This window comes from Actinokineospora baliensis (assembly GCF_016907695.1).
Lineage (GTDB): Bacteria > Actinomycetota > Actinomycetes > Mycobacteriales > Pseudonocardiaceae > Actinokineospora > Actinokineospora baliensis.
Window position 1 is genome coordinate 3,637,767 of the sequence record NZ_JAFBCK010000001.1, and the last position, 13,665, is coordinate 3,651,431.

The 13,665-nt window shown below is 72.6% G+C and carries 10 protein-coding genes; 3 read left to right on the forward strand and 7 right to left on the reverse strand.

What is annotated here, in order from left to right:
* Window positions 1-92: 92 nt before the first annotated feature.
* From JOD54_RS17180 to JOD54_RS17195, 4 genes are all read right to left on the reverse strand, one after another.
* Window positions 93-2,909, reverse strand: coding sequence for a helix-turn-helix transcriptional regulator (locus tag JOD54_RS17180; protein ID WP_307860544.1), 2,817 nt, complete (start codon window positions 2,907-2,909; stop codon window positions 93-95).
* Between the two features lie 247 nt (window positions 2,910-3,156).
* On the reverse strand, window positions 3,157-3,762 hold the full coding sequence (gene wrbA / locus JOD54_RS17185; protein WP_204451500.1) for an NAD(P)H:quinone oxidoreductase: 606 nt from the start codon (window positions 3,760-3,762) through the stop codon (window positions 3,157-3,159).
* Window positions 3,763-3,917: 155 nt separating this feature from the next.
* A complete protein-coding gene (locus JOD54_RS17190) occupies window positions 3,918-4,604 on the reverse strand; it encodes a DsbA family oxidoreductase (protein WP_307860130.1) in 687 nt (228 codons plus the stop codon).
* A 180-nt stretch (window positions 4,605-4,784) separates the two neighbouring features.
* Complete coding sequence (locus JOD54_RS17195) at window positions 4,785-6,743, reverse strand: FAD/NAD(P)-binding protein (protein ID WP_204451502.1); 1,959 nt, start codon at window positions 6,741-6,743, stop codon at window positions 4,785-4,787.
* A gap of 230 nt (window positions 6,744-6,973) precedes the next feature.
* Here JOD54_RS17195 and JOD54_RS17200 point away from each other — a divergent pair, with 230 nt between their 5' ends.
* The 3 genes from JOD54_RS17200 to JOD54_RS17210 are packed head-to-tail and all read left to right on the forward strand — an operon-like array spanning window position 6,974 to window position 10,238.
* Window positions 6,974-8,224 carry an aspartate kinase gene (locus tag JOD54_RS17200; protein WP_204451503.1) on the forward strand — a complete coding sequence of 417 codons (1,251 nt, stop codon included), beginning with the start codon at window positions 6,974-6,976 and terminating at the stop codon, window positions 8,222-8,224.
* Between the two features lie 29 nt (window positions 8,225-8,253).
* Window positions 8,254-9,078 (forward strand): 2-amino-3,7-dideoxy-D-threo-hept-6-ulosonate synthase, encoded by an 825-nt coding sequence (locus JOD54_RS17205; RefSeq protein WP_204451504.1) that lies wholly within the window; start codon window positions 8,254-8,256, stop codon window positions 9,076-9,078.
* Between the two features lie 56 nt (window positions 9,079-9,134).
* Entirely contained in the window at window positions 9,135-10,238 is a 1,104-nt protein-coding gene (locus JOD54_RS17210) for a 3-dehydroquinate synthase II (protein WP_204451505.1), read from the forward strand.
* 121 nt (window positions 10,239-10,359) lie between these two features.
* On the opposite strand, the gene JOD54_RS17215 is transcribed toward JOD54_RS17210, so the two are convergent.
* The 3 genes from JOD54_RS17215 to JOD54_RS17225 all read right to left on the reverse strand — a co-directional run bounded on the left by JOD54_RS17215 (window position 10,360) and on the right by JOD54_RS17225 (window position 13,585).
* Window positions 10,360-11,394: a methyltransferase gene (locus JOD54_RS17215; RefSeq protein WP_204451506.1), complete on the reverse strand. Its 1,035-nt coding sequence runs from the start codon at window positions 11,392-11,394 to the stop codon at window positions 10,360-10,362.
* A 24-nt stretch (window positions 11,395-11,418) separates the two neighbouring features.
* Entirely contained in the window at window positions 11,419-13,134 is a 1,716-nt protein-coding gene (locus JOD54_RS17220) for a class I adenylate-forming enzyme family protein (protein ID WP_204451507.1), read from the reverse strand.
* A gap of 85 nt (window positions 13,135-13,219) precedes the next feature.
* A complete protein-coding gene (locus JOD54_RS17225) occupies window positions 13,220-13,585 on the reverse strand; it encodes a VOC family protein (RefSeq protein ID WP_204451508.1) in 366 nt (121 codons plus the stop codon).
* Window positions 13,586-13,665 lie beyond the last annotated feature (80 nt).

Genomic DNA, 13,665 nt, shown 5'->3' on the forward strand with positions numbered 1-13,665 from the left:
CCGCCGCACCGGCGCGTGCGCTCGTCACCTGCTCCTCCATCTTCACCGCGGCCGCGCGCCGCGCGCATCACGCGATCGCGCGACCTGGCCGCTCAGGTGGCGACCTCGTCGCGCTCGCCGTCGCGGACCACGACCTTGCGGGTCAGCTCGACCCGGCTGTTCACCCCGAGCTTGCTGAAGCTGTGCCGCAGGTGACTGTCCACAGTGTGCGGTGAGAGGAACAACCGGTTGGCCACCTCCCGGTTCGTCAAGCCCTCGGCGACCAGCCGCACCACCCGCAGTTCCGACTGGGTCAGACTCGCCCAGCCACCCGCGGCGGCCGGTTCCCTGCGGAACCGACGTCGGACCCCCATCCGCCGCAGCGCCCGCTTCGCCCGCGCGGCGTCCCAGGTCGCCCCCGCGTCCAGCCACACGCCCAGCGCCTCTTCCATCAGCTCCACCGCGTCACCCGCGTGCCCGGCCGCGTCCTCGGCCAACGCGAGGTCCTCCACCGCTGCCGCGCGGGCCAGCACGCGCGGGCTCGACCGGTAGGTCCGCACCGCGGTCCGCAACAGCCCCAGGTCACCGCGCCACACCCCTTCGGCGTGCTGGGCGGCGGCGACCAGCGACGGCACCTCGGCGTTGCGCTCGGCCAGCAAGCGGGTCGCGGTGACCGCGGATTCGGCCCGCGCGTCGGCGCCCGCGCTCCGGGCGATGCGCACCACCTGCGCGCCGACCCGGGTGTCGTGGGTGAACAGCTCCAGCCGGTCCGGCACGGCGGTGAGGGCCTCGGCCAGGCTCGACATCGCCGCCGCGGGCTCGCCCGCGATGTCGTGCAGCAGCGCGGCGGTCCACGCCACGTCCTCCCGCGCGGCACCGACCCCCTCGCGCACCAACGACTCCGCGCGGTCGAGGTGGTGGCGCGCCAGGTCCAGGTCTTCGCGCTGCATCGCGATCCTGGCCAGCAGCGTCAGCAGCGGCACACCCCTGGCGACGGTGGCCAACCGCTCGGCGAAGCGCAACCCCGCCAACGCCTGCGTCTCGGCCTCGTCGAGCCTTCCCCACGCCAGCAGCAGTTCCGCGCGGTAGAGGTGCCACAACGGCTGCGACCACGCAGTGCCCAGCTGCTCGGCTTCGCGCTGCCCCATGGTGAACGCGGCGTCGGCGTCGGCGAAGCGGTCCACCGCGGTCAGCGTGCGGCCCAGCCACAGCTGCGGGTGCTGGTGGCGCACGATGCCACCGATGCTGTCGGCCAGCCCGACCGCGGTCTCGCCGTGGGTGACCGCCTCCGCGAGCTTGCCCTGGATCCGGGCGGCGACCCCGCGCGCGGCGTTGCCGCACACCCACGCCGGGTTCACCCCGATCGACTCCGCCAGCGCCGCCGCGTCCCGCCCGGTCCGCTCCGCCTCCTCGACGTTGGGCTTGTCCAGCAACGCGTACGCGCGGATCGCCATGAGCTGGGCGCGCACCGGCCCGGCCAGTTCGGGCCGGGCCAGCGCGCGGGCGGTGTACTCGGCCGCGGGATCGGTGAACCCGGCGATGTAGAGCGCCTCGGCCAGCCCCAGCAGCAGCGTCGCCTCGTCGTCGACGCTCAACCCCGCGTGCAGCGCCCGTTCGCCCAACTCCCTGGCGTGCTCCACCCGGCCTGCCGAGGCCAGTAGCCGCACGGCGTGCGCGACCAGCCGGGGCCGGGGCGCGTCGTGCTCGCCCATCAGCTCCAGCATCCGCAGGATGAGGTCCGCCGCTGTGTGCGGTGCGGTCGGGGCGAGCTCGCGCACCGCGTTGCCCAGCACGTCCATCGCCTGTTCGTCGCCGGTGCGGCCGCTGCGCACCAGGTGCTCGGCGACCTCGACCGACGAGCGGCCCTCGCCCTTGACCACCTCGGCCGCCTCGCGGTGCAGCGCCAGCCGGATCGGGCCGGGCAGCGCGGTGTAGAGCGCTTCGCGCACCAGGTCGTGCCGGAAGCTCAGCTCGGTCCCGCCGACCAGCACCCCCTCGTCGACCACCTCGTTGACCAGCGGCACCACGTCGACCGCGGGTTGCCCGAGCAGGCCGGCGACCTCGTGCACGGTGAACGGCCTGCCGAACACCGATCCGGCGTCGAGCAGCCAGCGGGTGCGCTCGGAGAGCCCGCTCAGCCGCCGGTGCACCGAGTTCAGGAACCCCACGGGCAGGTCGTCGCGGTCGATGGCGGCCACCCCGTTGGCCACGCGCACGGTGCCCGCGTGCGGCAGGGTGGTGAGCAGTTCCTTGAGCAGGAAGGGGTTTCCCTCGGTGCGCTCGGCCAGCGCCAGCAGCCGCCGGTCCGGTGCGCCGCCGAGCACCCGCGCGCACAGGTCGGCGATCGCGGTGGAGTCCAAGGGGCCGAGGCGGACCCGGGGCGCGCCGTCGGCGATCAGCGCGTCGATGCTGTCCTGGCTGGGGCCGCGGGTGGGGGAGGGGCGCCGGGTCAGCAGCCACAGCACGGGCGCGTCGGCGAGCGTGGGGACCAGGCAGCGCAGGATGAGGCCGGTGAGCTCGTCGGCCCAGTGCGCGTCGTCGAGCAGGACCAGCAGCGGGCGGGTGGCGGCGCAGCGGGCGACGCGGTCGCCGAGCTTGGCGGCCAGCCGGGCCGGGTCCGCCCTGGGGTCGGCGGTGTCGGCCTCGTCGAGCGCGACGATCTCGTTGGCCCGCAACAGGGTCCGCAGGGTGCGCAGCGGCGCGGCCCGGTCGAGCCGGGCGGCCCGGCCGAACACCGTGGTCACCCCGGTGCCCGCGGCGTCGGCGACCGCGCCGATCACCCGGCTCTTGCCGGTGCCCGCCGGGCCCTCGACCACGAAGCAGCCCCCGGTGCCGCCCGCCGCCGCCCGCACCGCGTCCCCCAGCAGTGCCACCGCTGAATCCCGGCCCACCAGCGGAAATTGGACCATCGCCGGTTCACCCCTCCCCATGATGGATTCCTTGGATGTCCACGCAGCATCTTTCTTGACCGCCGCGGGGGACACGGACCACCATTTGGGTGAAAGGGAAACAAACTACCGGTCGGACTAGTTGATCTTGTTCGAGATGTACCCACCTTTCGCACCGCATGGCGAAGGGGTAAGTGCCATCGGGGCGGGTGGAATGGAAAGGGCGGGGCCGACCGGGCGCGCGGGCCCCGCCCTTTCCCCCTTCATACGCCCGGCGGGCGCAGGGGGTTCAGGAGCGGTTCGAGTGGAACCGCGCGGCGGTCAGCGCGACCCGCCTGCCCTGGAAGTTCGCCGCGGCCAACTCCTCCTTGGTGGGGTCCTTCTCCACGTGGATGCTGCTGGCGCCGTAGGGGTTGCCGCCCGCGGCCGAGACCACGTCGTCGGCGTAGCCGGGGGTGACGATGATGGCGCCCCAGTGCATGAACACGTTGTACATGCTGATGATCGTCGACTCCTGGCCGCCGTGCACCTCGTCGGAGCTGGTGAACCCGCTGACCACCTTGTCCACCAGCTTGCGCTCGAACCACAGGCCGCCCGTGGTGTCGATGAACTGCTTGAGCTGCGCGCTGACGTTGCCGTAGCGGGTGGGCGAGCCGAACAGGTACGCGTCGGCCCACAGCAGGTCCTCCAGCGTGGCCTCCGGCACGTCCGCGGTCGCCGCGGCGTGCTCGGCCCAGTCCGGGCTGCCCGCCACGACCGACTCCGGTGCCAGTTCGCGCACCTTGCGCAGCCGCACCTCGGCGCCGGTCTCCAGCGCGCCCTCCTCGATCGCCTTCGCCAACTGGTACACGTGCCCGGTGGAGCTGTAGTAGATGACCGCGACTTTGACGCCCATTGTTGCTTCCTTCGAAGGGTGGGGTTGTTGTTTACCTGAGAGTGCGCCGCGGCATTGCCGGGAGTGCCGTCGCGTCCGTTGTCCGCGTTGTGCGTTCGAACGCGGGTACACCGGCCATAAAGGACCGCCGAACGCGCAAATGGGTGTTTATGTGCTCAGTCGATGGCCCGGCGCAGGAGATCCTCGTACACTGTTGGATCATCACGCTCGATCACCGGGAATCCGATTCCCCATTCGCCTTCCCAGCGCAGCGCGATACCCGGGTTGTGGTGCGCGGACCCGTCGGGCAGGAACAGCGTCGGCGAGCCCTGCACGGTGTCCCCGGCGCACAGCGGGACCTGGCGCTCGATCTCCGCGCGCGCCGAGCCGTCCACCAGCCCGGCCTTGATGGCCTCGGCGTCGAGCCCGGCCTCGGCGGCGACCGCCAGCACCACGTGCCGCATCGAGATGTTGCGGCTCTGGCCGAACAGCGCCACCCGCAGCGCGAGGTCGAGCGCCTCGCTCGCGGCAAGGCCCTGCTTCTTGGCCACCTCCACCGCCTCCATGGCCAGCACGGTGGTGACCGGGTACTCGTGCGCGGGGGCCTGCCACACCTGCCAGCGCGCCTGCGGAGCCAGTGCGCCCGCGACCGGGATCTCGGCGTCGAGGATCAGCTTCGGCGTGGCCATGTCGTTGATCAACTCGAGCGGGAACGCCCGCACGTCGAAGCGCACCCGCTCGGTCAGGCCGAGCCGTTGCCGGGTGGTGTGCAGCCGGTAGGCGGCGATGTGCGCCCACGGGCAGCCGAGGTCGGCGTAGAAGACGATCGTCCCTGGGGCGACCTCGATCGCTGGGGTGTCCACGTGGTGCTCCTCACCGGGGTCCACCGGAGCGGCTAACCGGAACCTGCTCCGCATCTGTGCCCAGGTTATCCGGAGTCGCCTCCGGGTGCAACAAGCGGAGGTGATTCCGGATCGTTGCGGCGCGCGTGCTAAAAGGCCCCCGACCTCGGTGAGGTCGGGGGCCGTGAGCCGGGGAGCGGGCTAGCGGGCGGCGTAGACGGGAGTGGGTGCGCTGGTGGGCAGCCACGCCAACGGGATGTGCGCGTGGGTGTAGAGACCCGCCGCGGCCCACCGGGGCCGTGTCGTGAGTGCGAGGCTCGCGCGGGCGATGGCATCGGCGTCGCCGAGGATCACCGAGTCGACCCCCGGCCGGATCCCGGCGGCGGTGACCCAGTGCACGGCCTCGGTCGGGATCCCGAAGGCGAACCGCCGCGAGTGGGCGCGGCCCTGCCCGTCCAGCACGTGATAGGGCCGCCTGGTGACGGCGAGGCCGCCGGTCTCGTACTCACCGATGCGGTACGGGACGCAGTCCCCGCTCGCGCGCAGACCCCCGATGAGCGCATCGGTGGTGTGCCGGACATCGACCTCCGGCAACCGCGCCTCGACGAGCGTGCTGACCACCACCGCCGACCCCGGCACCAGGTCCGCGCGCACCTGGAACCCGTCCGGCAGCGGCCGCACCGCCATCCCCGGGCCGAGCACGCGCAGCACACCCGCCTCGACGAGCGCGATCATCTCCTCGATCCGGCTGGTCGGCGGCCCGATCGACAGGTAGGCGTTGAGCGGGGTGTACCAGCGCTGCAGCTCGGTGCGATAAGACCGCCCGCTGATCCCGCTGTGGTCCACGACGAGCCGGATCTCGTTGCGCAGGTCCCGCAACACGTCCAGCGCCGCCTTGAGCGGATCGCTGACGTTGCCCCGCCGCGCGGCGGTGACATCGGCGCGCAGGTGCTCGAGCAGCCAGTCGTGGAACCGATCGGGGTCGCCGAACTGGCGGTCCCCGTAGGGCTTGGCGATCAGGTCCCAGTCCCAGCGGGCCTCGATCCCGTACTCGGTGAGCAGCTCCTCCTCGCCCGCGCCCGCGATGTAGGACAGCTGGAACCGCTCGGCGTCCTCGGTCCGGCCCTGTTGTACCAACAACGCCCGGTAGTAGGTCAAAGTGACCTCTTTGGACACCAGCGGCCACACCCGATCGCCGAACTCCGCCGGGGTGCCCGCTTCCGCCGCGGTCCGCAGGTCCGCGATCACCTCGGCGGTGACGAACACCGGCTCGTGCCTGCCCGACACGCCCTTCTCGTTCTCGCCGCGCGCGTGGTACGGCACCCCGCGCCGCGAACCCGCGACCAGCACCGGCTCCGCGCCAGAGGGCAGGTACACCAACCCGCGCTCACCGTCGACGAACCGCCCGCCCCGGCCGGAGGTCAGCAGCGTCAGGTAGTCGAAGAAGTTCAACCCCATGCCGCGCAACGCGACGACCTCCCCCGGGCGGATGAAGTCGAGGTCGACGTCGGCCGGGTTCGACGGCGGCACGTAGCCGAGGCCGTGCTCGGCGGCGTGTTCGGCCAGCCGCAGGTCCTGCGCCGCGATCGGCATGTCCACGTGCCCCTGCGCCAGGACCACCGCCGACAGGTCCGCGAGCACCCGGCCGTCGGCGAGGGTGACCACCTGCCCGCCGTCGGGACCGTCGGTGACCGACACCGCCACCGTCCGGTGCGTGCGCACCGTGACACCCGGCGGCGCGGTGAGCACCAGCCTGCGCAGCACCCAGGCCAGGTAGTGGCCGTAGAACGCCCGTGACGGGTAGGAATCCGGGCCCAGCGCCGCCGCTTCCCGCCGCAGCGGCTCGGGGTGCTCGGCGAAGCCGTCCACGGTGGCCAGGAACCGGGCCCACTCGTGGAGGCTGGGTCCGGGCACGACCGGCCCCGCGCAGCCCACGCTGTCGTCGGTGTACATGGTGACCTGCGAGGCGATCGTGTTCATCAGCAGCAGGGGCGACTGCCCGACCCGCCACACCCGCCCACCCTCGCCGACGTGCGGGTCGACCACGTGCACCACCACCGGGTGTGTGGCGTTGGCGCACAACCGTTCCACCACCGAGATCCCGCGCGGGCCCGCGCCGATCACGCAGACCGCGGCCGTGCGGTCGCCTGGTGCACCCATCAGGCCTCCTGTGCTCGAAGGGAGCGCGTGGAATCCACAAAGGACATCCTGCGGCGCTCTTTCGCCCGCACCACAGCCTAGTCGGCGGCGCCGCCCGCGCATCCCGTCTTGACGTGATGTTCGCGTGGCGCGACGGCTCCGACCGGCAACATCACGCGTTCCCGGGATTACCGACCGCGACCGGCTGGGTAGAAAGGGAAGCGTCCGCTGTCGAGTCCTGCGGGGGTGCGATGAGCACGACCGTGTTGAAGTTCGGTGGGACGTCACTGGCGACCCCCGACAAGATCCGCCGGGTCGCGGCGCTGGCGCACCGCGCGCACGCCACCGGCACCGGCACCGTGCTCGTGGTGTCGGCCAGGGGGAAGACGACCGACGCGCTGCTGGCCGCCGCGGCCGAGGTCAACGCCGCGCCGTCGGCGCGCGAGTCCGACCAGTTGCTGGCCACAGGGGAGAACGCCTCCGCGGCGCTGGTGGCGCTGGCGCTGCAGGAGCGCGGCGTGCAGGCGGTGTCGCTCACCGGACCGCAGGCGGGCATCCTGGCCACCGGTCCGCACGGGGCCGGGATGATCGCCGCGATCGACCCTGGCCGGGTCGGCTCGCACCTGGCCCGCGGTCGGGTCGTGGTCGTCGCCGGGTTCCAGGGCGAGGGCGACGACGGCGACATCGTGACCCTGGGCCGGGGCGGTTCGGACACCACGGCCGTCGCGCTCGCGGTCGAACTCGGCGCCCGCGCCTGCGAGATCTACACCGACGTCAACGGGGTGTTCACCGCCGACCCCCGGCTGGTCCCCGGCGCCCGCGTGCTGGCGCGGGTCGACCCGGTGGTGATGGCCGAGATGGCCTTCTCCGGCGCGCAGGTCATGCACTCGCGGGCGGTCGAACTGGCCTCGGTGCACGGGCTGGACGTGCTGGTGCGCAACACGATGACCGACGGCGGCGGCACCACGATCCTCGGACGGAGCAGCGACATGATCGAGAAGCGGGGTTTCATCACCGCGGTCACCCACGACCGCGCGGTGCTGCGGGTGGTCCTGCGCCGCGGCCGCCGCGACGTGGACCTGGCGACCACCGTGCTCGGCCCGTTCGCCAGGGCCGCGGTGCCGGTGGACATGCTCGCCTGGCACACCGACCGCGGCCGGGTCGACCAGGTCGGCTTCGCCGTGCACGCCAGCCACCTGCTGGCCACCCGGCGGCTGCTCGGGCACCTGGGCACCGCGCACGGGCTCGACACCGAACTCGACGAGGGCGTCGGCAAGCTCTCGGTGGTGGGCACCGGCTTGCTCAACCGCCCGGAGTTCCTGGCCAGGATGCTCGCCGCGCTCGCCGGGGTCGGCGTGGCGCCGGACTGGTTCGCCACCGCCCAGTCGCGGATCTCGGTGCTGGTGCCCGCCGACCGGCTCACCGGGGCGGTCATCGCGCTGCACCGCGAGTTCGAGCTCGACCGCGACGGAGTCGCCGCGCAGTCCATGACGCCCGCCTAGACCACCCGGCCAGACGAGAGGGGACACCAGTGTCCGCGAACAGATCTTTCGGCTCCCAGGTGCGGCTGCAGCGGCTGTTCCGCCACGCGGCGAACCGGCTGCTGGTCGTGCCGCTGGACCACTCGGTCGCCGACGGCCCGATCGTGGCCAACGGCGACCTGCCCGGCCTGGTCGGCTCGCTGGTCGGCAACGGGGTGGACGCGGTGGTGCTGCACAAGGGCAGCCTGCGCGCGCTCGACCCCAGGGTGTTCACCGGGACCTCGCTCATCGTGCACCTGAGCGCGAGCACCGCGCACGCCCCCGACCCGGACGCCAAGTACCTGGTGTCCACTGTGGAGCAGGCGCTGCGGCTGGGCGCGGACGCGGTGAGCGTGCACGTCAACGTCGGCTCGGCCGACGAGCGCCGCCAGGTCGCCGACCTCGGCGCGGTCGCCGACGCCTGCGACAGGTGGAACATCCCGCTGCTGGCCATGATGTACCCGCGCGGCCCCAGGGTGGCCAACCCGCCGACGCCGGAGCTGGTCGCGCACGTGGCCACCCTGGCCGCGGACATGGGTGCCGACGTGGTCAAGTCCGTCTACGCCGGGTCGGTCGCGGCGATGGCCGACGTGGTGCGCGCCTGCCCGGTCCCGGTGATCGTCGCCGGTGGTCCGCGCAAGGCGGGCGCCGAAGCCGTGAAGTCCTATGTGGACGAGGTGTTGCGGGCGGGTGCGGCCGGGGTCGCCATGGGGCGCAACATCTTCCAGGCCCCCGACCCCGGCGCCAGGGCCGCGCAGGTCGCCGCCCTGGTGCACGGCGGCCACGCGGGCTCCTCGCTGGAGCTGGAGCTGGCCGCCAGCCTGCCCAGGCGCTGAACCGCGCCGCACAAGACAGAGACGTCCGGGAAAGACAGACGAAGGAGCGAACACCGATGAAGCTCTGCTGGCTTGATGTCCGCGACACCGGGCCGTCGCGGGCGGCGATCCTGGAGGAGGCCCTGCACCAGCGGGTGGACGGGGTCGTCGCCGACGACGCCGCGGCGCTGGCTGGCCTGCCGCCCACCGTCACCAAGGTCCTGCTGCCGCGCGGCAAACCGCTGCCCGAGTCGCTGGAGGGTGTCGACGTCGTCGTCGTCGACCCCGACCGCGACGCCGACCACGCCGAACTCGCCGCCCGCCACCCGTCGGTCCAGTTCGGCCGGTTCGTCGAGATCGTCGACGCCGACACCCTGGAACTGGCCTGCCAGGCCGCGCGCACCGAGGCGTGGTCGGTGCTGCTGTTCCGCGACCCGACCAAGATCCCGCTGGAGATCGTGATCGCCGCCGCGGCCAGGTCCACCGGCAGCATCGTCACCGTTGCCGCCGACGTGGAGGAGGCCGAGATCATCTACGGCGTCCTCGAACATGGCTCCGACGGCGTGCTGATGGCCCCGGCCAAGGTCGGCGACGCGACCGCGCTCAAGACCGCCGCCATCGCCACCACGCCCGACCTGGGCCTCGTCGAGCTGGAGGTCACCAGGACAACGCACATCGGCATGGGCGAACGGGCCTGTGTGGACACCTGCACGTACTTCCGCGAGGACGAGGGCATCCTGGTCGGCTCGCACTCCAAAGGCATGATCCTGTGCGTCAGCGAGACCCACCCGCTGCCGTACATGCCCACCCGCCCGTTCCGGGTCAACGCGGGCGCCATCCACTCCTACACGCTCTCGCAGGACGAGCGCACCCACTACCTCAGCGAGCTCAAGTCCGGCAGCAAGGTCCTCGCCGTCGACGTCAAGGGCCAGACCCGCCTGGTCACCGTCGGCCGGGTCAAGATCGAGACCCGCCCGCTGATCTCCATCGACGCCGTGGCCCCCAACGGCACCGAGGTCAACCTGATCCTGCAGGACGACTGGCACGTCCGCGTCCTGGGCCCCGGCGCCGCCGTCCTCAACAGCACCGAACTCCGCCCCGGCGACGTCGTCCTCGGCTACCTCCCCTCCGCCGACCGCCACGTCGGCTACCCGATCGACGAGTTCTGCCTCGAGAAGTAACCCGCCTCGTCTTGTGCCCGGCGACCGCGCCCCCTCGGTCGCCGGGCACAGCCCTTTCAGTGGCACGACGCGACGAAACCCCTCCCGGGTCGCCGGGAGGGGTTTCGCGGGTGGGGCGCCTTCAGTTCGGGTGGGCGATGAGCAGGCTGGTCGGGGCGGTGGTGGGGCGGGTTTCGACGTGGGTGAAGCCCGCTCGGGACAGGAGGGCGGCGAACTCCGACTCCGTGCGGGAGCGGCCGGTCAGCAGGGTCAGGATGACGATGTCCTCGAACTTGCCGAAGTGCGGCGCGTCGCCCTCGGGCAGGACGTCGTCGACGAGCAGGAGTTGGGAGCCGGTGTCGGCCATCGCGGTGCGGACGTTGCGCAGGATCCGCACCGAGTCGTCGTCGTCCCAGTCGTGGATGGTCCAGGACAGCAGGTAGGTGTCGCCGCCGGTGGGCACGGACTCGAAGAAATCGCCGCCGACGCAGGTCGCCCGGTCGAGCACGCCAGCGGCGCCGAGCACCGCTTCGGCCTCGGGGATCACCCGGGGCAGGTCGAACACGACCGCGGTCAGCTCGGGGTAGCGGGCCAGCAGGGTGGCGACCAGGTGCCCCTGACCGCCACCCACGTCGACCAACCGCCGCGCGCCGGACAGGTCGTGCGCGGCCAGCGTCGAGGAGTTCACCATCCGCGCCATGTTGCCCATGGCCCGGTCGAACAGCGTCCCCAGTTCGCCGCGCGTGGTCAGCAGCGACCACAGATCGGTGCCGTTGACGTGGTCGAACGCCGGTCGCCCGGTGCGCAGCGTGTGCGCCATCGCGCCGAACGAGCGCTGCCGTTCGGGGCGGCCGAGGTAGCGGGCGAGGTCGCGCATGGAGTCCGGGCCGTCGCCGCGCAGCGTGCGGGCCAGCGGGGTCAGCGTGAACACCTTGGGCGCGACCTCGCTGAACACCCCGACGCTGGCCAGCGCCCGCAGCGCGCGGTAGAGGGACTCGGTGTGGCACCCGGTGCGCCGCGCCACCTCCGCCACGTGCTCGGGCCCGTCGCCGAACACGTCCGCGGCCCCGACCTCGGCGACGGCGATCAGCACCTGGCTGACCAGGGAGCTGTAGAGCATCTCGTACATGCGCACCGACGGCGGGACCTCGGGCGCGCCCTGGTGGGTGTCGGTCATCTCGCTCCTCCGCGTGACTGGGCCTCAGGGGCGCTCCGGTACCGCTGTCCGCTCGCGTGGGCGCGTCAGCGCGTCGGCGAAGTGCTCCCTTAGCTTGCGCTTGAGTACCTTGCCGGTAGCGCCGGTGGGGAAATCGGCGTCGTCGACGGCCAGCACCGCGCCGTGCAGCCTGCTCAGTCCGCGAGCCGCCAGCGCGGCGTTGAGCGTGCTGAGCACGTCCTCGGGCGCGCTGTGCCCCGGGCCCATCTTGATCGTCGCGAACGGGACCGAGCCCGTGCCGGAGGGTGCGTCGACGGCCACCACCGCGCAGTCGGCGATCTCCGGGCAGCCGACGAGGATCGCCTCCTCCAGCGGCAGGCTGTACACCGGGCCGGTGGCGGTGTGGATCACGTCCGGCACCCGGTCCAGGTGGAAGAACCGGTTGCGCTCGTCGCGGTAGACCACGTCGCCGGTCAGCCAGAACCCCGACAGCGACGACTGCGCGGTCAACTCCGAGTTGTTCCAGTACCCCGGGGTGCGCGTGGGGGTGCGCACGCCGAGCCTGCCCACCTCGCCCGGCCCCAGCGTGCGGCCGTCGTCGTCGAGCACGGCGGCCTCGGTGACCACCTTCACCGGGGATCCGACGCAGCGGCCGTAGTCGGTGCTGGTCGGGTCGCTCACCTTGCGGAACAGGGCCATGCCCATCTCCGAGGACCCGAGCCCGTCGACGAACTCCGACCCCGGCTTGCCCGCCCTGCCGCGCTTGCCCGGCCGGTACCCGTTGCGCACCAAGGCTTTGATGTGCGCCTCGTGCGCGGAGTCGCCGGTGTTGATCCAGGTGCGCACCTCGTCGGCGGCACCGGTCAGGTCCAGCTGCGCCAGCTCGGCCCAGGTCTGCGGGAAGGCGAGCACCAGGGTCGGCCGGACGGCGAGCATCATCTCGCGCACCGCCGCGCCGGAGGTGTCGGCCATGACCACGATCGGCAACCCGAGCAGCGTCGCGGTCATCAGGTAGCTGATGCCCGCCGAGTGCGACTGCGGCAGCGCCGAGAGCGCGCGGTTGCGGCGCGCCGCCGGGAAGCTCCACAGCCGGTGCCGCTTGCCGAGGAAGAACTGCCGGTGCGCGAAGACCGCCGACTTCGGCGGCCCGGTGGTGCCCGAGGTGTGGCACAGCATCACCGGGTCGTCGTCACCCGGCGGGTACGGGAACAGGGAAGGCAGCGCCGACCGGTTCGGCGCGGTCGTGGGCAGTTCCTCGACCGCGGTCTGGAAACGCAGCGACCCGGGCAGGGCGCCGGAGGCGTCGAGCGCGTCGAGCCCGCCGCGGTCGGCGACCACGCCGACCGCCCCGATCCGCGCGGTGTAGGCGGCCGCGATCGCCGGGTCCATCCGACCGTTGACCAGCGCGGCGACCGCGCCGAGCGAACTGAGCGCCAGGAAGTGCAGGAACGGGTCGACGCCCTCGCCGAGGTACACCGCCACCGGGTTGCCCTTGCGCACCCGGTGCCCGTGGTACCAGGCGGCGAGGGCGTCGCGGATCTCGGTGATCCGGTCCAGGCTCAGCGGTTCGACCGCGCTGCCCCGGTCGGTGATCCGCTGCGCGAACAGGAACGGCGCCGCCGGGTCCGGGCTGACCGCGCGGGCCTTGTCGAGGAAGTTGCCGACCCCCAGCTCACCGTCGGCCAGCAGCCGCAGCCGGGCGGGCAGCGGCATGGCCGCCGCGGTCGTGATGGCGGGGGTCGCCGTCAGGGTGTCAGTCATGTCGTGGGCTCCCGTCGGGGAGGACGCGGTGGTTTCGGGGGTGGTGTCGGCAGCGGGCGCCACCGGCGCCCGCTGCCCGTGCCGATCAGCCCTCGTAGACGGTGAGCTCGTAGCCGTCGGGGTCCTTGAACTGGAACTCCCGCCCGCAGAACCCGTCGCACGGCGGCTTGGTGATCGTCACCCCCGCGCTGGCCACCACCTCGGCCAACTTGTCCGGGTCTTCCGCCTTGATCCACAGCACCACGCCCCACCCCAACTCCGGCACGGAGTCCAGGTCGATGACCGCCTTGCGCAGCGCGATCTTGATCGGCTGGGTGTCGAGCACGACGGCGTTGGGCGCGGCGGTCTCGGTGGTGGTGAACCCGACGGTGTTCGTGTAGAACTCGCGGGCGCGCTCCAGATCGCGGACCTGCAGCGTGAGGAAGTTCGGTCCGATCGCGTTGTTGGGCATGGGATCTCCCTGTTCACGTGCGGCTCTGACCATCCCAGCTTCGCCCCGGCGGCCGAGGCGATCATCACGTGTTCGCGTGA

Coding starts and splice junctions, on each gene's coding strand:
- JOD54_RS17180 (WP_307860544.1), bottom strand. CDS start 2,909: ATGGGGAGGGGTGAACCGGCGATGGTCCAATTTCCGCTGGTGGGCCGG.
- wrbA (WP_204451500.1), bottom strand. CDS start 3,762: ATGGGCGTCAAAGTCGCGGTCATCTACTACAGCTCCACCGGGCACGTG.
- JOD54_RS17195 (WP_204451502.1), bottom strand. CDS start 6,743: ATGGGTGCACCAGGCGACCGCACGGCCGCGGTCTGCGTGATCGGCGCG.
- JOD54_RS17200 (WP_204451503.1), top strand. CDS start 6,974: ATGAGCACGACCGTGTTGAAGTTCGGTGGGACGTCACTGGCGACCCCC.
- JOD54_RS17210 (WP_204451505.1), top strand. CDS start 9,135: ATGAAGCTCTGCTGGCTTGATGTCCGCGACACCGGGCCGTCGCGGGCG.
- JOD54_RS17215 (WP_204451506.1), bottom strand. CDS start 11,394: ATGACCGACACCCACCAGGGCGCGCCCGAGGTCCCGCCGTCGGTGCGC.
- JOD54_RS17220 (WP_204451507.1), bottom strand. CDS start 13,134: ATGACTGACACCCTGACGGCGACCCCCGCCATCACGACCGCGGCGGCC.
- JOD54_RS17225 (WP_204451508.1), bottom strand. CDS start 13,585: ATGCCCAACAACGCGATCGGACCGAACTTCCTCACGCTGCAGGTCCGC.